The sequence below is a fragment of the Catellatospora sp. NPDC049111 genome, from assembly GCF_040648615.1.
GTDB classification, from domain to species: Bacteria; Actinomycetota; Actinomycetes; order Mycobacteriales; family Micromonosporaceae; genus Catellatospora; species Catellatospora aurea.
Map to the genome: position 1 here is coordinate 107,164 of NZ_JBEZEB010000013.1, position 18,203 is coordinate 125,366.

Consider the following 18,203-nt stretch of genomic DNA (forward strand, 5'->3'; position numbering starts at 1 on the left):
CATCGGGCAGTCGAGGGACTGCGCAGCTCAGCGGCGCTGGCTATGGTCAGCCGATGCCTACTCCCCTGATCAACGCGAACGCGGCGGGCACCTGGACGCTCGGTGACCTGACCGTCAACCGGATCGGCTTCGGCGCGATGCGCCTGCCCGGCGGCGCCAACTACGGCTACGGCGCGTCCAGCGACCGCGACCGGGTCATCGGTGTGCTGCGGCAGGCCGTCGAGCTCGGCGTGAACCACATCGACACGGCGGCGTTCTACTTCTCGCCGCTGCGCTCGGCCAACGAGCTGATCAACCGGGCACTCGCGCCGTACGCCGACGACGTCGTCATCGCCGTGAAGGTCGGGCCGGGCCGTGACCCGTCCGGCGAGTGGCTGCCGCTGGCCCGGCCCGACCAGCTGCGCGGGCAGGTCGAGGAGAACCTGCGCCAGCTCGGCCGCGACCACCTGGACGTCGTCTACCTGCGCCAGCACGGCCTGGACTCGGTCGCCGAGCACTTCGGGGCGCTGGCCGAGCTGCGCGACGCGGGGCTGATCCGGCACCTGGCCCTGTCCAACATCCGGCCGCAGCACCTGGCGCAGGCGCAGGCGATCGCCCCCGTGGTGAGCGTGCAGAACCCGTACGGCGTCGACACCCGGCGCATGCACGACGAGTTCGTGCGGGTCTGCGGTGAGCAGGGGGTCGCGTTCGTGCCGTTCTACGCGATCGCCGGCGAGGGCAAGGAGTCGGGCGGTGTCGCCCGCAACGACGCGGTGCTGGCCGTGGCGCAGGCACGTGGTGTGACGGCGGCGCAGGTGCGGATCGCGTGGACGCTCAGCCGCGGGCCGCACATGCTGGCCATCCCGGGCACCGGCAACCCCGACCACCTGGTGGAGAACATCGCCGCCGGGGCGCTGCGCCTGTCCGCCGAGGAGCTGGCCTGCCTGGAGTAGCGCGACCGTCCGCCTTCGACACGATCAGGTCCATTCCACGGGGGAAGGAACCACATCTCTGATGACGATCACGAGCCTGGCCACCGAATCGACACCGCACCGTTCCTGGCTGGTCAGCCGGGGGCTCATCCCGGAACGCGGCCCGCAGCGTGTGATCGCGCTGGCGACCTTCGTGAACATGGTCGGCACCGGCGTCTTCATGACCAGTGCCGCGCTCTTCTTCACCCGCTCGGTCGGCCTGCCGCTGCCGAAAGTGGCGCTGGGCATGGGCATCGCCGCCCTGGTCGGCATGCTCGCCGGGATGCCGGTCGGGCACCTGGCCGACCGGCGCGGGCCGCGCGAGATCTACCTGCTCACCCTCGTCGTGCGGGCCGTATCGATGGCGTCGCTGGTGTTCGTGCACACGTTCTGGCTGTTCGTGGTCGTGGTCTGCCTGACCCAGCTGGCCAACTCCGCCGGGGGCGCGGCCCGCGGGCCGCTGGTGCGAGGTTTCGGCGGCACGAACCTGACGGAGTTCCGCTCGTATTTGCGCTCGGTGGCCAACCTCGCCGGGTGCTGCGGGGCGCTGGCGGCGGGCACGGCGGTGCAGCTGGACACGCGCGCCGCGTACCTGGCGCTGGTGCTCGGCAACGCGCTGAGCTTCGTCGCGTGCGCGGCGGTCATCACCCGGTTGCCCTCACTGCCGCCGGTGCCGGTGCCGGCGGAGTCCGCCGGGCGCTGGGTCGTCCTGAAGGACCGGCCCTATCTCGTGGTCACCGTGCTCGACGCGGTCATGTCGATCCAGGGTCAGGTGCTGGTCTTCGCGCTGCCGCTGTGGATCACGCTGCGCACCGACGCGCCGCGCTGGTTCATCGGGGTGGCTGTCGCCGTCAACACCGCCCTGGTCGCGGCCTTGCAGGTCAGGGCGAGCCGGGGCATCGACACGGGTCGGGCCGCCGGGCGGGCGCTACGCCGCTGCGGTGTCGCGTTCTTGATCGGCATGGCGTTGATGGCCGCGGCCGCGGGCACCCCCGCCTGGCTGGCCGTGGCCCTGCTTGCCGTAGGGATCGCCACCCACACCGTCGGCGAGCTGTGGCACGCGGCGGCCTCGCTCGAACTGCAGTTCCGGCTGGCGCCGGCGCACGCGCAGGGCCAGTACACCGGCGTGTCCGGGTTCGGCACCGGCACGGCGAACGTGGTCGCCCCTTCGGTGCTCGGTCTGCTCTGCATCACCTGGGGAGCGCCTGGCTGGCTGCTGATGGGCGGGGTGTTCGTCGCGGTCGGACTGGCCGCACCGGTGGTGGTCCGCTGGGCCGAGCGGGCCCGCCTACAGGCGCCGGTAGCCGCCTGAACTGCCATGCGGGTGGTCCGGACCGTCCGGACCACCCGCAGCCCCGACCTCCACGGGGAGCAGGCATGACAATCCACATTCGACGGCCTGGGATATTGGCATCCGTCCACCCATGGACATTGACAGTAAAGCTTCCTAATAATGACGCCATGCCGAACTCCTCTCGAACGCTGCGCCGCTCAGCCCGCTGGGTGATCGCCGTCGCCACCAGCGCGGCGGCCACCCTCGCGGTCGCGGTCGTCTCCATGCCGAGCGGCCAGGCCGCGCCGACCCCGGTCGCCGCCCTCGTCGCCTGCTCCGCCCCGGCCTGGGCCGAGGGCAACACCTACACCGCCGGCACCCAGGTCACCTACAACGGCCGGCTCTACCGCGCCCTGGTGACGCACACCGCCCACGTGGGCGCGGGCTGGAACCCCGCCGCGACCCCGTCGCTGTGGACCGACCTCGGCGCCTGTGACGGCACCCCGCCGTCGCCGAGCCCGTCGGCCTCGCCGTCGCGGCCCCCGTCGCCCTCGGCCTCCCCCTCGCGCCCGCCGTCGCCGTCCCCGTCGGTGTCGCCGCCGTCGTCCCCGTCGCCGTCCACCTCCCCCGGCGGCACCACCTGCGCCGTGAAGTCCCGCCCGACCGGCAAGGTCCTGCACGGTTACTGGGAGAACTGGGACGGTTCGTCCAACGGCGTGCACCCGCCGTTCGGCTGGACGCCGATCACCGACTCCCGCATCCGCCAGCACGGCTACAACGTCATCAACGCGGCGTTCCCGGTCATCCGCTCCGACGGCACGGTGCTGTGGGAGGACGGCATGGACGCGGGCGTGAAGGTCGCCACCCCGGCCGAGATGTGCGCGGCCAAGGCCGCCGGCCTGACGATCCTGATGTCGATCGGCGGGGCCACCGCGGGCATCGACCTCAGCTCGTCGACGGTCGCCGACCGCTTCGTCGCCACCGTCGTGCCGCTGCTCAAGAAGTACAACTTCGACGGCATCGACATCGACATCGAGACCGGCCTCACCGGCAGCGGCAACATCAACACGCTGTCGACCTCGCAGGCCAACCTGATCCGCATCATCGACGGCGTGCTGGCGCAGATGCCGTCGAACTTCGGCCTGACCATGGCCCCGGAGACCGCCTACGTCACCGGCGGCAGCGTCGTCTACGGCTCGATCTGGGGCTCCTACCTGCCCATCATCAAGAAGTACGCGGACAACGGCCGCCTGTGGTGGTTGAACATGCAGTACTACAACGGCAGCATGTACGGCTGCTCTGGCGACTCCTACTCGGCCGGCACGGTGCAGGGCTTCGTCGCGCAGACCACCTGCCTCAACACCGGCCTGGTCATCCAGGGTGTCACCATCCGCGTGCCGTACGACAAGCAGGTCCCGGGCCTGCCGGCGCAGGTCGGCGCGGGCGGCGGCTACATGACGCCGTCGCTGGTGTCGCAGTCGTGGAACAGCTTCAACGGCCAGCTCAAGGGCCTGATGACCTGGTCCATCAACTGGGACGGGTCGAAGAACTGGACCTTCGGCGACAACGTCAAGGCGCTCCAGGGCCGCTGACGTCAGCCTGGGCTCCGTCCCGCCCCACCGCGGCGGGACGGAGCCTTGGCCTTCGGCTCCTGGTACGGCCCGACCCGGAAGACCCCGGTCATGTCCTCGTGCCGGCGGTAGCCGAACGTCGCGTACAGGCGCATCGAGTCGCCCGCGGCGAACAGCCCGACGAACGAGCGCGGCCCCGCCTGCGTCGCGATCCAGCGCTCCAGCGCGGTGACGATCGCCCGGCCGACCCCGCGCCCCTGGTGCTCCGGCAGCACGGCGATGTCGTGCAGGTAGAAGTAGATCGCGCCGTCGCCGATCACCCGCCCGACGCCGACGACCTCGCCCTCGTGCACCGCGACGACGGCGTGCAGGGAACGGGCCAGCGACACCGGCAGGGCGTCCACGTCGTACGCGTGCTGCCAGCCCACCGCGCCGGTGACGGCGGTGAACTCGTCGAGCGTGGGCAGCCGGTCGATCACGTCATAGGACACGGGCGGCGACTCTAGCCGACGTTCGCGCCCGCTTCCGGCCGCCACACCGCGGCGACGTCGCAGGTCAAGTGGCATGAGCGCGGCCGGGCGCGTCAGTCCGGCGGGCGCAGGCCGCGCTCGCGGGCCAGGATCGCGGCCTGGACCCGGCTGCGCAGGCCGAGTTTGGCGAGGATCCGGCTGACGTGCGTCTTCACGGTCGCCTCGGCCATCGCCAGCGCGCTCGCTGCCTCGCCGTTGGACATGCCCGCGCCGAGGCAGCCGAGCACCTCCCGCTCCCGGCCGGTCAGGGTGTCCAGGTCGGCTGCCGCGGCGGGGTCGGTCCACTGCGGCGCGGCCAGGAACCGGTCCAGCAGCCGCCGGGTCGCGGCCGGGGCGATGATCGCGTCGCCGCGGGCCACGGTGCGCACCGCGTCGGCCAGCGCCCCGGCCTCGATGTCCTTGAGCAGGAAACCGGCCGCCCCGGCCCGCAGCCCGCCGAACACGTACTCGTCGAGGTCGAACGTGGTCAGGATGAGCACCTGGGCCAGCCGCTGCGTGACGATCTCGCGGGTCGCTGCGATGCCGTCTAGCACGGGCATGCGCACGTCGAGCAGGGCGACGTCGGGGCGCTCCCGGCGGCACAGCTCGACCGCCTGCGCGCCGTCGGCCGCCTCCCCGACGACCTCGAGGTCGGGATAGGCGTCCAGGATCAACACGATGCCCGACCGTACGGCGGGCTGGTCGTCGGCGACCACCACCCGGATCGTCATACCACCGCCTCCTCGGTGTGGCGCACCGGCAGCGACGCGCGCAGCCGCCAGCGCCCGTCCTCGGCTCCGGCGGTCAGCGTGCCGCCCAGCAGCGCCGCGCGTTCGCGCATGCCGATCAGGCCGTGGCCGCTGCCCGGCGACGGCCCGGCCGGGCGCAGCGCGTTGTCCGTCTCGATCAGGACCCGGTCGGCGTTGACGTCCACCCGCAGCACCGCGGTGCCCGTGCCGTGCTTCCACGCGTTCGTCAGGCTCTCGCGCACGATGCGGTGCGCGGCGAAGTCGACGCTGACCGGCAGCGCCCGGTCGAGCCCGCCGGTGTGCAGGTCGACGGCGAGCCCGTCGGCCTGTGCCTGCGCGACGAGCTGCGGCAGCGAGGCCAGCCCGGGGCGGGTGGCCGGGTCGGCCGCGCCGGGGTCGCCGTCCTCGCGCAGCAGGCCGATCATCTGGCGCATCTCGGCCAGGCCGGAGACGCTGCTCTCCCGGATCTGCTCGACGGCCCGGCGCACCAGCTGCGGGCTCGGGTCCGGTGCGGACAGCACCGCCGTGGCGTGGATGGCGATGGCGCTGAGCTGGTTGGCGACCACGTCGTGCAGCTCGCGGGCCATCCGGGCGCGCTCGTCGGCGACGGCCTGGCGGCGTTCCCAGGCGGCCAGCCGCGCGGTCTCCTCGGCCCGCAGCCGTTGGACCCGCGCCTGGTCGCGGTACTGCCGCACGCTGATGCCGGTGACCGTCGGGAGCACGGCGACCAGTGCCACGACCAGGCCGAGCACGACGCCGCGCCAGTCGCCCGACGCGATCACCCCGCCCGCGGCGGCCAGCACGGAGGCGGTGACCGAGCCGATCAGGTTGGCCCGCCACAGCCACGGCCTGCCGTACACGCACGCGTCGTAGACGACCTGGGTGAAGATCAGCGCTGTGCCGAGCGAGCCGCCGAGCATCGTGTCCGCGGCCAGCGCGACCAGGCCGACCGCCTCGCCGGTGCCCGGGGCGAGCCGCCGCAGCAGGCAGCAGGCGGCCATCACGGTCATCGGCACCAGCAGCACCCAGTGCGGGGCGTGCGCCCACGGTCCGCCGCCGAGGAACATGCGCCAGCCGCCGGCCGCGTACAGGACCAGGCCGCCGAGGAACGAGACCAGGCTGATGGCCAGGTCGGTGCGCCAGGAGGGCCAGCGTGCGGTCACCTGTCGATCACAGCACACGGCGCGGGCCGCGACGACCGGCCGGGGGCCGAGGCGGGCTACATCCTTCGGTGTACGCCGGGTTCGTGCCGCGCGCCGAGGCGGACCGCCCAGAGGCCCGACAGGATCGAGTCATGTTGCTCATCGTCATCGCCGCCTGCGAGGTCGGTTTCTGGGTCATCCTCGGCGCCGGGCTGGCCGCCCGCTACCTGCTGCGCTGGCAGCGGGTGTCGACCGTGCTGCTGGTCGGGGTTCCGGTCACCGACGTGGTGCTGCTGGCCGCGACCGCCGTGGACCTGTCGCGCGGGGCCACCGCCACCTTCGCGCACGGGCTCGCCGCGGCGTACCTGGGCTTCTCGGTGGCGTTCGGCCCGTCGATGGTGCGCTGGGCCGACGTGCGCTTCGCGCACCGCTTCGCGGGCGGACCCGCCCCGGTGCCCCCGCCCCGGTACGGCGCGGCCCGCACCCGCCACGAGTGGCGCGAGTGGGTCAAGGCGCTGGTCGCGTGGGCGATCGCGGTGGCCTTGCTCGGTGCGGCGATCCTGCTGGTCGGCGACGCCGCCCGGACGGCGGAGCTGCAGGGCTGGATCGGGCGGCTCAGCCTCGTCCTCGGCATCTGGCTGCTCGGCTGGCCGGTCTATTACACGATCTTCCCCAAACGTGACCCCGCCCTCCGCAACGGCAGTGCCACCCCCTAGCCGGCCCGCGCGAGTCGCACCTTCCCGATTCGCTCACATCTTTTTTGATGTGCCCACATCAAAATAGATGTGAGCCCTGATAGGACAATCGCCTTCCTGGCGGCGGCACGCCCGGCGGGCTTCGGTTTAATGGCGGACATGACCACGACCCAGCCCGTCCGGCTCAACGGCCGCTACCGCCTCGACCAGCGCATCGGCGCGGGCGGCATGGGCGAGGTCTGGCGGGCCACCGACGAGCTGCTCGGCCGCACCGTGGCGGTGAAGACGGTGCTGCCCGCGCTCGCCGACGACGCCGACTTCGCCCGCCGCTTCCTCGCCGAGGCGCGGGCCATGGCCGGGGTACGCCACCGCGGCGTGGTCGCCATCCACGACCTGTATCACGGACCGGAGGGCGCGTTCCTGGTCATGGAGTTCGTCGACGGCGAACCCCTGTCGCAGGTGCTGACCCGCTACGGCCGGCTCGCCCCGCCGCCCGCGCTGCACCTGGTCGGGCAGGCCGCCGACGCGCTGCACGCGGTGCACGGCCGCGGCATCGTGCACCGCGACGTCAAACCCGGCAACATGCTGGTACGCCCCGACGGCACGCTGCTGCTCACCGACTTCGGCATCGCCCGCCGCGACGGCGCGACCGCGCTGACCGCGACCGGCGCGGTCATCGGCACCCTGTCCTATCTCGCCCCGGAGCAGGTGCTCGGCCACCCGGCCACCCCCCGCAGCGACGTGTACGCCCTCGGGGTCGTCGCCTACGAGTGCCTGAGCGGGCGGCGGCCGTTCACCGCCGAGAACCCGTTCGCGGCCGCCATGATGCGGCTCAACCAGGCTCCCCCACCGCTCGGCCCGCACGTGCCCGCACCCGTGGCGGCGCTGGTGGAACGGGCGCTGGCCGTCGAACCGGGCGACCGCTGGGCCGACGCCGCCACGTTCGGCGCGGCGATCGCCCAGGTCGCCGCCGCCCTGCGCAACGGCGTCGCGCCCGCGACGGCCCCGGACGCCGCCGAGCAGACCGTGGTGCGCCAACGGACTCCGCTGACCCCGACGCTCGTCGAACCCGGCCTGGCCGCCACCGCGCTCGCCACACCGCACCCTGGCGCAACCCCGCTCACCGCACCCCTGCCCGGCACCGCGCCGGCCGCGCCGTACGCCGAGGCGACCGTCCTCACCCCGCGGCCGGACGGGGCTGCGCCGCTCGCCCCGGCCGTGCCGACCGGGTTCCGGGCCCGGGACGGCTACTACGTGCCCGTCGAGCCGATGTGCTGGGGCGGCCTGGTCATCCCCGGCGGCCTGGGCCGCACGCCGCGGCGTTACCCGCCGCACGAGGAGCACTACTGGGAGACCTTTGCCGCCGCGGAGCTGCCAGAAGAGGCGGTCTACCTGCGACAGGAGGAGCTGCTCGGGCATCCGGCGGTGGCCGCGGTCTGCACGGCGCGGGTGCTCGCCGCGTGCAGCCGCGACCCCGCCCGAACGGTCGGCTGGGAGCTGGAGCCGTGGCCGGTGCAGATCGGCCGGGACCGCTGGATCTTCCACTGTCTGGCCGGGCCCGGCACGGGCGAATGGCTGGGCAGCGCCTTCGCCTGAGGCGGCATACTCATCGACATGGGTCCCCTCGCACGCCGCGGCGCGGTCTTCGCCGGATTCGCCGCGGCCACCGCGCTCGCCTCGTACGCCCTGCACGACGTCAATCTCGACGCGTGGACCTGGTTCAACCCCGACCCGCAGGGTTTCGAGCAGGAGCTGTGGGCCTGGCTGACGGCTGGAGCGTTCACGGCGACCTCGGGCACGCTGGTCGCCCAGGTCGGCGCGCTCCTGTTCGGACGGTACGCCGCACGCACGGGCGCGAACCTGGCTTCGGCCCTGGCCGGAGGGCTCGGCATGGCCGTGGCGCAGCTGGCGGTCGCCGTGCCGATGGCGGTGGACCGGCTCAACGGCAAGGGCATGGCCATTGAGATGGCGCGGCACGGCCATCCGTTCGACCCGGCGTTGTGGCGGCAGCCGGCAGTGGTGACGGCAGTGCTGGCGACCACGCTGAGCTGCCTGGCCTGGGCGGCCGTCGGCCACGGTATCGGCCGGCGCACCGGACGCCTGGCGTGGGCGGTGCTCGGCGGTGCCGTCACGGTGGTCTACACGGCGGTCCAGGCCATGTTCCTGGGTGCCGGGCCGTGGTGGGCGCCGACCGTGCCCCTGCTGGTTCCGTGCGTCGCGGCAGCGTTCCTGGCCCTGCGCGGCCCCGCCGAACACCCAACCCCCACCCCGACCCCGACCCCGGCCTAACGCCCGGCAACCAAAGCGACGATCTTGCACGAACCGTGGGTACGACACGCCCCTTCCGGGCATATCGTCAACAGTTCACGCAAGATCGTCGCGATCTTGGTGTCGTCGCGACGACGTAAGTGCCGCGCTCAGCGGTCGAGGAGTCTGCGCAGTACGGGGCGGGCCGCGTCGAGCGGGTCGGTGTCCGGGGGTACGTTCAACGCGCCGGCCAGCCACAGGCTGGCGAAGCCGTGGGCGATCGACCAGCCCGCGCGCGCGGTGTTCTCGCTGCCCTCGGAGGTGGCGACCGTGCGGGCCCCCTGTGCGAGCAGCGCTCCTGCCCGGTCGCGGGCGTGCCGCACGGCGTCGTCGTCGGCGCGGTAGAGCTTCGGCTGGAACATCACGCCGAAGTGGACCGGGTGTTCGGTGGCGAAGCGCACGTAGGCGAGCCCGGCCTCCAGAAAGTCAGGGCCCGCCTCGCGCAGGGTGTCGGCGAGCAGGTCGAAGCCTTCGGCGGCCAGTGCGGTCAGCAGCCCGGCCTTGTCCCCGAAGTGGTGTGCGGGGGCGGCGTGCGAGACCCCGGCACGGCGGGCCAGTTCGCGCAGGCTCCAGCCGTCGAGCCCGGACTCGCCGATGGCGTCGACCGCCGCGTCGAGCACCGTACGCCGCAGGTCTCCGTGGTGGTATCCGATCGTCCTCACGCCCTTCCGCCGTGACCGAGGTCTCCATCTTTCCATTGACAAGTTCGCGGTGTCCAGATTACCGTCAAGCCCGAACTTGTCAATGACTAGATCAGGAGTGTCGCTATGACCACCCCCGTACTGATCATCGCTTTGCTGGTTCTCCGCGGCCTCGGCGCGCTCGGCGTGCGCAGGTTCGCGACCTGGGCCGCGAGCGGCGCGCACGCCCTCGCCGTGATGCTGGTGATGACCGCGAGCGCGCACTTCGTCCCCGCCCGCGTGACGGTGATGCCGACCCACGCCGACCTGGTCGCGATGGTGCCGCCGTTCGTGCCGGCCCCAGGCCTGATGGTGTACGCCACCGGCGTGCTGGAACTGCTCGGCGCGATCGGGCTCGTGCTCACCCGGACCCGCCGCGTCGCCGGATTCGGCCTGGCGGTGCTGTTCCTGCTGCTCCTGCCCGCCAACGTGTACGCCGCGGTCGCCGACGTGCCCTTCCACGGCGAAGCCGCCTCGCCGCTGTGGCAGCGCATCTCCGAGCAGGTGCTCTACATCGGCGTCGCGCTCGCCGCAGCGCTGTCGGCACCGGCCCGCGAGTCCGCCGCGACCCGGCAAACCGAGCCGGTCACCACTGCCCGGCCGTGACCGGCCGGGCGGTGCCGCCGCCGGTTCGCGTCAGCGTGCAGCCTCGACCTGCGGCCGGGGCTGCAGCGAACCGGCGGCGCTGAAGCCCAGCAGCGCGACGCCGGCCAGCACGCCGGTCCAGGGTGACGCGGCCTGCGCGACGGTCAGGGCGAGCACTCCCCCGACGAGCGCCAAGCCGATCATGGTCCAGCCGAGGCGGGCGAAGACCGGCGCGTGGAAGGCGCTCGCGAACGGCAGGAAGTGCGCGCCGACCACCAGGACCACCCACGGCACCGTCAGTAGCGGCCGGTGCAGGACGTTGTTGATGAGATTCGCGCCGATCGGGATGCCCAGCGCCATCGCCGTCACCGAGAATCCGTAGACGCGGATCGCCTGCCGCGACGGCGGTCCGGCCGGGCCCTGCGCGCCCGACGGGCGGATCACGGCGAACCACACCACAGCAGCGAAAGCCAGCACTCCCACGACCCGCGCCAACGTGCTCACGGGCGCGGACAGCTCTCCCGCGTTGACGAGGATGAAGACAAGGCCGCCGATGGAGCCGATCATCGCTCCGATACGTTCTCCGCGCATCGCCCCATCCAACCATGATCACTCACGGTGAGACACGGCGGCACGAATCAGGCGGGTGCGCAGAACGCCGACGCCGCAAGGCGTGTGTCCCCCGCCACTCGACCCGGCGCGACCGGGCGGCCTGCGGTAGCGTCGGCGGCGCGAAGGGGAGTAGCTCCCGAACGTGGTGGTCGACATACTGGCCCGCTCCGGCGGGCCCGGCCACCCGACCTGGCTCCGGCCAGGTGAGCGAGACCTTCGACCAGGCAGTCCATGCCGGGTCGAGGTCGTCGCGCGCGTCTTCCACCCGGTGAACACGTCCCGGGAGGACACAGTGGAAGGTTTCCTCGCCGCTCTGGCGATCAGTTTCGGCGTAATCTTCGTGGCCGAGCTGGGTGACAAGTCGCAGCTGATGGCGATGACGTTCGCGACCCGCTACCGCACCGGCATCGTGCTGGCCGGCATCACCATCGCCACCGCCGTGGTGCACCTGGTGTCGGTCGGGGTCGGCGTCGGGCTCGGCAGCGCGCTGCCGACCGGCTGGATCGCGCTGGCGGCGGGCCTGGCGTTCCTGGCGTTCGCCGCCTGGACGCTGCGCGGCGACAGCCTCACCGAGGAGGAGAAGTCGAAGGCCCAGCGCGGCGGCAAGTCGGCGCTGTGGGCCGTGGGCGGGGCGTTCTTCCTCGCCGAACTCGGCGACAAGACGATGCTGGCCACCATCACCCTGGCCACCCAGCACGGCTGGTTCGGCACGTGGATCGGCTCGACGGTGGGCATGGTGGCCGCGGATGCGCTGGCCATCCTGGTCGGCCGCTGGCTGGGCCGCAGCCTGCCGGAACGGGCCGTGAAGTACGGCGCGGCCGCGCTGTTCGTCCTGTTCGGACTGTGGCTGCTGGTCGACGCCTACGGCCAGCTCACCTGAGCAGGCCCGGGGCGGCGTGCGGGTGCGCGCCGCCCCGGTTCACGAGTCGGGTCAGCCCAGGTCGCGGCCGAGCTTCACCAGGAACTCGGTGTCGTTGTGGTGGCCCTCGAAATCGGCGAACTCGCCGGCCACGAAGGTCCAGCCGCCCTCAGCGATGATCGCCCGAAGCTTGTCCATCGGCAGCCGCACCGCCTCCACGGGCATCTCCCACTCGCCGACGATGACCTCCTCGGCGCGCTCGCGCAGCTCGTCGAACGTGGCGAACTCGTCCGGCTCCTCGTCGGCGACCTCCAGCCACTCCCCCTGCGCGGCGCGGCGCAGCAACTCGGCCTCCATCGCCTCGACCCCTTCGATGGACTCGTCCCAGTCGTGTTCGAAGAACGAGAAGCGCAGCAGCACACTGTGGTCGGTCATCGGCGGATCGTACGGCGGCCCGGCGACGGATTCAGCCGCCGTCGACCGCCGCCAGCACCGCCGGGTCCTGGCAGCCGCGCGCGAAGCCCGCGATCCGGCGGCGGATGTCGCGCCCGAGCAGCCACACCCCGATCCGGTCGGCCACCGGGCGCAGCAGCGCGGGCCGGGTGCGGAAGTGGTATCGCCAGGTGGCGACCGTGTGCCCCGGCTCGGCCGCCGAGGCGAAGCGCCAGCCTCCGGCCATCATCTCGAAGAACCACGGCCCGCGGACCATCTTCATGCCTACGTTGGTCGGCGGGGCGTAGGAGACGTACTCGCTGACCATGGTCAGGCCGTGCCGCGAGCGGGTGAACGTGCGCACCCCCTTGCCGGGGCGGGCCGCGCCGTCGAGCAGGCGCTGCTCGCGTACGAACGGGTCCCAGCGGTAGCGGGTCTCACCCGTGGTCTGCGACACCGCGAACGCGACGGCGGGCGGGACGGGGACGATCGCGACGGCCTCCACGACGGGCATCGGGCCATCCTGCCACGGCTCACCCGTTGCGCGCCTGGTACGCGGCCCGGCTGGCCTCGATGTGCGGGACGTGTTCGATGGCCCAGCCGGCCAGGGCCAGCGCGGGCGGGATGAGGCTCTTGCCGTTGGCGGTCAGGGCGTACTCCACCCGGGGCGGCACCTCGGCGTACACGGTCCGCGACACCAGGCCGTCGCGCTCCAGGTTGCGCAGGGTCAGCGTCAGCATGCGCTGCGAGATGCCCGGGATCTGCTGGTGCAGGTCGGAGAAGCGCAGCGTGCCCTGGTCGAGGGTGGCCACGACGAGCAGCGTCCACTTGTTACATATACGGTCCAGGATCGCCCGGATCGTCTGGCCGCCGTCGCCCCGGATCAGGCACGTGTGCTCGTACTCCATGACAGCTCCCTGTGCCTCACGCACACCCGTGTGCCTTTTGTAAGCCGTCGCTCACTGACGCATGATGTGGCGACTTCCGGATGGTAACCATCCTGGTCACCGCCGCATCTCGCCACCGAGGGAGCGCTCATGGAACTCGCCTACTGGATCGTCGCGGGGTTGCTCGCGGTGTTCTACCTGTACGCCGGCGGCAAGAAGGTCGCGCAGAGCCGGGAGCAGTTGCAGCCCATGATGGGCTGGGTCGACCGGGTCCCGATGCCGCTCGTGCGGGCCATCGGGGCACTTGAGGTCCTCGGCGCGGCCGGACTGATCCTGCCGCCGCTGAGCGGCATCGCGACCTGGCTCGCCGTCGCGGCCGCGATCGGGCTCGTGCTGATCCAGGTCGGCGGCATCGCGGTCCACCTGTCCCGCGGCGAAGCCCGCCTCATCGGCCTCAACATCGCGCTGCTCGTGACCGCCGCCGCCACCGCCTGGCTCGCCACCGCCTGGCTCTGAGCAACGCACCCAGCCGACGTCGACAAAAACGGGCCGGCTCGGGAGCGCGAATCCGGTCAGGCGGGCAGGTGGGAGCCTGAGGACAGGTTGAGCGTTGCGGCGAAGGTCAGGTAGACCAGCCACAGGCCGACCAGGATGTGCAGCAGGCCGAGCACCTTCTGGCCCGGGTTGCTCGCCGGCCGGCCGTCGTGTGCGGGCTTGCCGCCGATGTTGAAGCTGGCGAAGAACTCCGCGACGTACACCAGCATCAGGCCTGTGAAGAGCAGCCCGAGGGGCCAGTCCCCGGCCTTGAAGAAGACGATCATGCCGAGGATGCCGAGCAGCACGAACGGGATCGACATGTATCCGTTGGGCCTGGCGTCCGAACCCTGCAGCCGGATCCAGCCCAGGGCGAACCAGTGGATGCCGTACGCGCTGAACGCCAGGGCGGCCATGTACAGCGTCTTGTTGGTGGTGAAGACCTCGAACCAGGTCAGCCCCACGAACAGGTAGAGCCCGACCAGGAACTGGCAGAAACCGGGCATCAGGATGCCCCACACCCCGTTGCTCCGATCGACCTGCCGGTCCCGGGGCGGATAGCCGAACAGCTCCTGCGGGCCGTAGATCAGGTACCCGGTGGCGAGCCCGAAGAAGCCCAGCGCCACCGGCACGAACATCGAGGCCGGAAGGATTTCCATGGCAGCATCCCCTCGTGGACCGACGCCGCCGTTTCCGGGCCGCACGGCCCGGCCGGGGTGGAACTGCCGGCGGCCACGATCATTTTACTGCCGCGCCACCTGCCCCGATCCGGTTTCGGAAAGGACGGCCGGGGCCGACCCCGCTGCCGGGGCGGCGACGCCGACCGGCAGCAGGATCGCCGCGGCGATCAGGAGAGGAAACCGCCTTACAGCGTGGTCTCCCCGTTGAGGCCGAAGAAGTCGTGCCACTTCGCGCCGCGGCCCCCGAAGGGAACCGCCGTTGTTCGACGAACCTCGCGACCGTCCTCAGGCGACGACCGTGAACGACGCCCGGCGCAGGTCCTCGGCCCGCGAGGACGGACCCACCCGCAGCTCGAACTCGCCGGGCTCGACCACCCGCGCGCCCTTCGCGTCCACGATGGCGCAGGCGGCGACCGGCAGCTCCAGCTCGACCACACAGGTCTCCCCGGGCGCCACCGGCATCTGCCGGTAGGCCTTCAGCTCCTGCTCGGCCCAGGTCACCGAGGTCACCGTGTCGCTGACGTACACCTGGACCGTCTCCAGCGCCGGCCGCGACCCGGTGTTGCGCAGCTCCACCTGCGCCCGCACCGTGCCGTCGAGGTCCACGGTCGGCGTCAGCACCCGCAGGCCGGAGTACTCCACGGTGGTGTAGCTCAGCCCCTGCCCGAACGCGAACGCCGGAGCCTGCGTCAGGTCGGCGTAGCGGTGGCCGTGCTGGCCGCGGACCTGGTTGTAGTAGGTCGGTTGCTGCCCGGCGTGCCGGGCGAACGAGATCGGCAGCCGGCCGCTCGGCTCGATCAGCCCGAGCAGCAGTTCGGCGACGGCCCGGCCGCCGCGCATGCCGGGGTTGGCGGCGTACACGATCGCGGCCGCGTCGGCCACTGACGGCGGCAGCACCAGCGGCTTCGAGCTGAGCAGCACCACGACCAGCGGCTTGCCCGTCGCGGCCAGCGCGTCGAGCAGCGCCACCTGGCCGCCCATCAGCTCCAGCGTGGCCGTCGAGCGGTACTCGCCGACCAGCTCGATCCGGTCGCCGACGACCGCGACCACGTAGTCGGCCCGGCGCGCCTCGGCCACCGCCGCCGCGATCATCGCCTCGTCGACCGGAGCGGGCAGGGCCACGTCGGGGCGAGGCTGGCCGTCGGGGAAGAACTCGCCCTCCGGGTCGGGCCCGGTCACGACGATGTCCGCGCCGCGAGCGTGGGTGACCGTCCACCCGGCCGGGGCGACCTCGCGGAAGCCGTCGAGCACCGTGGTGATCATCTCGCGCGGGTGGCCGTCGGGCAGCCACTCGGCCTGACCGGACGCGCCCGCCCAGTCGCCGAGCTGGGTGTGCGGGTCGTCGGCGTTGGGGCCGACGATCGCGATGGTGCGGGCCGGGGCGTCCGGGGCGGCGGCGCGGCCGTCCGGCCCGGCGGTCAGGCCGCCGGCCAGCGGCAGCGTGCCGTCGTTGCGCAGCAGCACCAGCGAGCGCCGGGCGACCTCCAGGTTCAGCTCGGCGTGCGCGGACACGCCGATGACCTCGGCCTGGCGGGCGGCGTCGGGGTGCCGCGGGTTCTCGAACAGGCCCAGCTCGAACTTCAGGGTCAGGATGCGGGCGACCGCCGCATCGAGGTCGGACTCCTCCAGCAGGCCCTTGGCCACCGCGTCCTGGGCGCCGTCGAAGAAGTCGGGCGTGGTCATCACCATGTCGTTGCCCGCCTGCACCGCGGCCGCCGACGCGGCGGTGAAGTCGGGGAAGATGTGCTGCTCCCAGACCATGCGCCCGACGTTGTCCCAGTCGGTGACCAGGGTGCCCCGGTAGCCCCACTCGCCGCGCAGGACCTCGTTGAGCAGCCAGTCGTTCACGGTGACCGGCACGCCGTCCATCGACTGGTAGCCGAGCATGAAGGTGCGGCAGCCCTCGCGGGCGACCCGCTCGAACGGCGGCAGGAACCACGAGCGCAGCTTGCGCCGGGAGATGTCGGCCTCGCTGGCGTCGCGGCCGCCCTGGGTCTCGGAGTAGCCGGCGAAGTGCTTCGCGCAGGCCAGGATCGCCGTCGGGTCGGCCAGGCCGTCGCCCTGGTAGCCGCGCACCATCGCCGAGGCGAACTCGCCGATGAGGAACGGGTCCTCGCCGAACGTCTCGCTCACCCGCCCCCAGCGCAGGTCGCGGGCGATGCACAGCACGGGCGAGAAGGTCCAGTGCACGCCGGTGGCGGCGACCTCCACGGCGGTGATCCGGGCGACCTTCTCGACCAGCGCCGGGTCCCAGGTCGCGGCCATGCCGAGCTGGGTCGGGAAGATGGTCGCGCCCTCCCAGAACGAGTGGCCGTGGATGCAGTCCTCGGCGATCAGCAGCGGGATGCCCAGGCGGCTGCGCCCGGCCAGCTCCGCCGCCTCGCGCACCCGCTCGGGTGAGGCGTGCAGGATCGAGCCGACGTGGAACTCCTCGACCAGATGGCGTACGCCGTCGCGGGCGGTGAGCTGGAGCATCTGCCCGACCTTCTCGGGCAGGGTCATCCGCCCGACGAGGTCGGCGACGCGCTGCTCGGTCGGCAGCGTGGGGTCGAGGTACGGCAGGGAGGACACAGGGTTCCTTTCACGGACACCGGCGGTGTCCTGACTGGCGGGGGTGGGAAAGCGCGGCGGGTCGGTCAGCGGCGTCCGGTGAGCGCCGACGACCGGTCCAACGAACGGGCGGGCGGGATCAGCAGGGCGGCGTCGGGTCCGGTGCTGCTCCGCACGACGAGGTCGATGGCGAAGAACCGCCGCCAGTGCGGCGCGGCCGCGCCCTCCAGCAGCGCCCTGGTCGCGGCGGCGGCCATGTCCTCGACCGGCAGCCGCATGCTCGTCAGCGGCGGGCTCATGCAGGCGGCCACGACGCTGTCGTCGAACCCGACGACAGCGATGTCACCGGGCACGCGCCGGCCCGCATCGGTGATCGCCTGGACCGCGCCCGCCGCCATCTGGTCGCAGGCCGCGAAGATCCCGTCGACGTCGGGGTGCGCGGCCAGCAGCCGGGCGGTCGCCGCGTAGCCGCACTCGCGGCTGAAGCCGCCGTCGACGGCGAGGTCGGCCAGCCCCAGCTCCCGGACCGCCTCCAGGTGGCCGGCGCGGCGGCCCGCCGCGCAGGTGTTGGCTTCCGGTCCGTGGATCGCGGCGATGCGGCGGCAGCCGATCCGGTGCAGGAAGGCGACGGCGTCGTACGCCCCACGGCTGTTCTCGGGTTCGACGGCGGGCACCTGCGGCGCGGTCGCGCCGAGCGACACCACGCGCCGGCACCGCGCGTGGAACCGGGCCGCCAGCTCCGGCGGCACGTTGACCAGCACCGCGCCGGCCGTGGCCGACTGCGCGACCCGGTCGATCAGCTCCGGCGCGCCCGCCGGCTCGGTCACGTTGACGCGCAGCTGCACGTCGCCGCCGGCCAGCGCGGCCATCACCCCCGCGATGACGCGGCTGTAGTACGGCACCGCGCCGAACATGTGCGCGTCCGTGCGGCACGCGATCACGACCAGGTCGAGCACGTCGCGGCGGCCGGAGGCCAGGGCGCGGGCGGCGGCGTTGGGCCGGTAGCCGAGGTCGGCGACGACCCGGTTGACCCGGTCGCGCAGCTCCTCGGAGACGCCCCGGGCGTTGTTGAGCACCCGCGAGGCGGTGGCGCGCGACACCCCGGCCTCGTGGGCCACGTCCTCGATGGTCAGCTTCCGGTACGGCATGGGCACTCGCAATCTCGGCACGGCGGGACGTCCCCGTTGC

At 72.7% G+C, this 18,203-nt stretch carries 20 protein-coding genes; 9 read left to right on the plus strand and 11 right to left on the minus strand.

Annotated features, from left to right (window positions below):
- The first annotated feature begins 53 nt into the window (after positions 1-53).
- The 3 genes from AB0B66_RS20235 (at position 54) to AB0B66_RS20245 (ending at position 3,815) form a co-directional block, all read left to right on the plus strand.
- Positions 54-932, plus strand: coding sequence for an aldo/keto reductase (locus AB0B66_RS20235; RefSeq protein ID WP_360531692.1), 879 nt, complete (start codon positions 54-56; stop codon positions 930-932).
- 61 nt (positions 933-993) lie between these two features.
- The gene (locus AB0B66_RS20240; RefSeq protein ID WP_360531695.1) at positions 994-2,262 is read left to right on the plus strand and encodes an MFS transporter; all 1,269 of its coding nucleotides are present in this window, start codon (positions 994-996) and stop codon (positions 2,260-2,262) included.
- Between the two features lie 245 nt (positions 2,263-2,507).
- Positions 2,508-3,815 carry a glycosyl hydrolase family 18 protein gene (locus AB0B66_RS20245; protein ID WP_360531900.1) on the plus strand — a complete coding sequence of 436 codons (1,308 nt, stop codon included), beginning with the start codon at positions 2,508-2,510 and terminating at the stop codon, positions 3,813-3,815.
- Between the two features lie 2 nt (positions 3,816-3,817).
- On the opposite strand, the gene AB0B66_RS20250 is transcribed toward AB0B66_RS20245, so the two are convergent.
- The 3 genes from AB0B66_RS20250 to AB0B66_RS20260 all read right to left on the minus strand — a co-directional run bounded on the left by AB0B66_RS20250 (position 3,818) and on the right by AB0B66_RS20260 (position 6,215).
- The gene (locus tag AB0B66_RS20250; RefSeq protein WP_360531698.1) at positions 3,818-4,285 is read right to left on the minus strand and encodes a GNAT family N-acetyltransferase; all 468 of its coding nucleotides are present in this window, start codon (positions 4,283-4,285) and stop codon (positions 3,818-3,820) included.
- A 92-nt stretch (positions 4,286-4,377) separates the two neighbouring features.
- Positions 4,378-5,034: a response regulator transcription factor gene (locus tag AB0B66_RS20255; protein ID WP_360531701.1), complete on the minus strand. Its 657-nt coding sequence runs from the start codon at positions 5,032-5,034 to the stop codon at positions 4,378-4,380.
- Positions 5,031-6,215 (minus strand): histidine kinase, encoded by a 1,185-nt coding sequence (locus AB0B66_RS20260; RefSeq protein WP_360531704.1) that lies wholly within the window; start codon positions 6,213-6,215, stop codon positions 5,031-5,033. The genes AB0B66_RS20255 and AB0B66_RS20260 overlap by 4 nt, the downstream gene beginning before the upstream one ends.
- A 131-nt stretch (positions 6,216-6,346) precedes the next feature.
- Between AB0B66_RS20260 and AB0B66_RS20265 the strand changes: the two genes are divergently transcribed.
- From AB0B66_RS20265 to AB0B66_RS20275, 3 genes are all read left to right on the plus strand, one after another.
- Positions 6,347-6,910: a hypothetical protein gene (locus AB0B66_RS20265; RefSeq protein WP_360531706.1), complete on the plus strand. Its 564-nt coding sequence runs from the start codon at positions 6,347-6,349 to the stop codon at positions 6,908-6,910.
- Positions 6,911-7,048: 138 nt separating this feature from the next.
- Positions 7,049-8,485 carry a protein kinase gene (locus AB0B66_RS20270; protein ID WP_360531709.1) on the plus strand — a complete coding sequence of 479 codons (1,437 nt, stop codon included), beginning with the start codon at positions 7,049-7,051 and terminating at the stop codon, positions 8,483-8,485.
- A gap of 18 nt (positions 8,486-8,503) precedes the next feature.
- Positions 8,504-9,178, plus strand: coding sequence for a hypothetical protein (locus AB0B66_RS20275; protein ID WP_360531712.1), 675 nt, complete (start codon positions 8,504-8,506; stop codon positions 9,176-9,178).
- A gap of 128 nt (positions 9,179-9,306) precedes the next feature.
- Here AB0B66_RS20275 and AB0B66_RS20280 read toward each other — a convergent pair whose 3' ends face one another.
- On the minus strand, positions 9,307-9,858 hold the full coding sequence (locus tag AB0B66_RS20280; RefSeq protein WP_360531715.1) for a TetR/AcrR family transcriptional regulator: 552 nt from the start codon (positions 9,856-9,858) through the stop codon (positions 9,307-9,309).
- Between the two features lie 105 nt (positions 9,859-9,963).
- Here AB0B66_RS20280 and AB0B66_RS20285 point away from each other — a divergent pair, with 105 nt between their 5' ends.
- Positions 9,964-10,482: a hypothetical protein gene (locus AB0B66_RS20285; protein ID WP_360531718.1), complete on the plus strand. Its 519-nt coding sequence runs from the start codon at positions 9,964-9,966 to the stop codon at positions 10,480-10,482.
- A 30-nt stretch (positions 10,483-10,512) separates the two neighbouring features.
- Here AB0B66_RS20285 and AB0B66_RS20290 read toward each other — a convergent pair whose 3' ends face one another.
- Entirely contained in the window at positions 10,513-11,052 is a 540-nt protein-coding gene (locus tag AB0B66_RS20290) for a hypothetical protein (RefSeq protein WP_360531721.1), read from the minus strand.
- A gap of 313 nt (positions 11,053-11,365) precedes the next feature.
- Between AB0B66_RS20290 and AB0B66_RS20295 the strand changes: the two genes are divergently transcribed.
- Entirely contained in the window at positions 11,366-11,953 is a 588-nt protein-coding gene (locus tag AB0B66_RS20295) for a TMEM165/GDT1 family protein (RefSeq protein WP_360531724.1), read from the plus strand.
- Positions 11,954-12,004: 51 nt separating this feature from the next.
- Here AB0B66_RS20295 and AB0B66_RS20300 read toward each other — a convergent pair whose 3' ends face one another.
- The 3 genes from AB0B66_RS20300 to AB0B66_RS20310 are packed head-to-tail and all read right to left on the minus strand — an operon-like array spanning position 12,005 to position 13,272.
- Positions 12,005-12,367: a hypothetical protein gene (locus AB0B66_RS20300; protein WP_360531727.1), complete on the minus strand. Its 363-nt coding sequence runs from the start codon at positions 12,365-12,367 to the stop codon at positions 12,005-12,007.
- Between the two features lie 31 nt (positions 12,368-12,398).
- Positions 12,399-12,878 (minus strand): SRPBCC family protein, encoded by a 480-nt coding sequence (locus tag AB0B66_RS20305; protein WP_360531730.1) that lies wholly within the window; start codon positions 12,876-12,878, stop codon positions 12,399-12,401.
- A 19-nt stretch (positions 12,879-12,897) separates the two neighbouring features.
- Positions 12,898-13,272 carry a helix-turn-helix domain-containing protein gene (locus AB0B66_RS20310; protein WP_360531733.1) on the minus strand — a complete coding sequence of 125 codons (375 nt, stop codon included), beginning with the start codon at positions 13,270-13,272 and terminating at the stop codon, positions 12,898-12,900.
- Positions 13,273-13,401: 129 nt separating this feature from the next.
- Here AB0B66_RS20310 and AB0B66_RS20315 point away from each other — a divergent pair, with 129 nt between their 5' ends.
- On the plus strand, positions 13,402-13,767 hold the full coding sequence (locus AB0B66_RS20315; protein WP_360531736.1) for a DoxX family protein: 366 nt from the start codon (positions 13,402-13,404) through the stop codon (positions 13,765-13,767).
- A 56-nt stretch (positions 13,768-13,823) separates the two neighbouring features.
- On the opposite strand, the gene AB0B66_RS20320 is transcribed toward AB0B66_RS20315, so the two are convergent.
- The 3 genes from AB0B66_RS20320 to AB0B66_RS20330 form a co-directional block, all read right to left on the minus strand.
- Positions 13,824-14,444, minus strand: a complete 621-nt coding sequence (locus AB0B66_RS20320; RefSeq protein WP_360531739.1) for a hypothetical protein — start codon at positions 14,442-14,444, stop codon at positions 13,824-13,826.
- A 306-nt stretch (positions 14,445-14,750) separates the two neighbouring features.
- On the minus strand, positions 14,751-17,036 hold the full coding sequence (locus tag AB0B66_RS20325; protein WP_360531742.1) for a glycoside hydrolase family 3 N-terminal domain-containing protein: 2,286 nt from the start codon (positions 17,034-17,036) through the stop codon (positions 14,751-14,753).
- 65 nt (positions 17,037-17,101) lie between these two features.
- Positions 17,102-18,163, minus strand: a complete 1,062-nt coding sequence (locus AB0B66_RS20330; RefSeq protein ID WP_360531745.1) for a LacI family DNA-binding transcriptional regulator — start codon at positions 18,161-18,163, stop codon at positions 17,102-17,104.
- Positions 18,164-18,203: the final 40 nt, after the last annotated feature.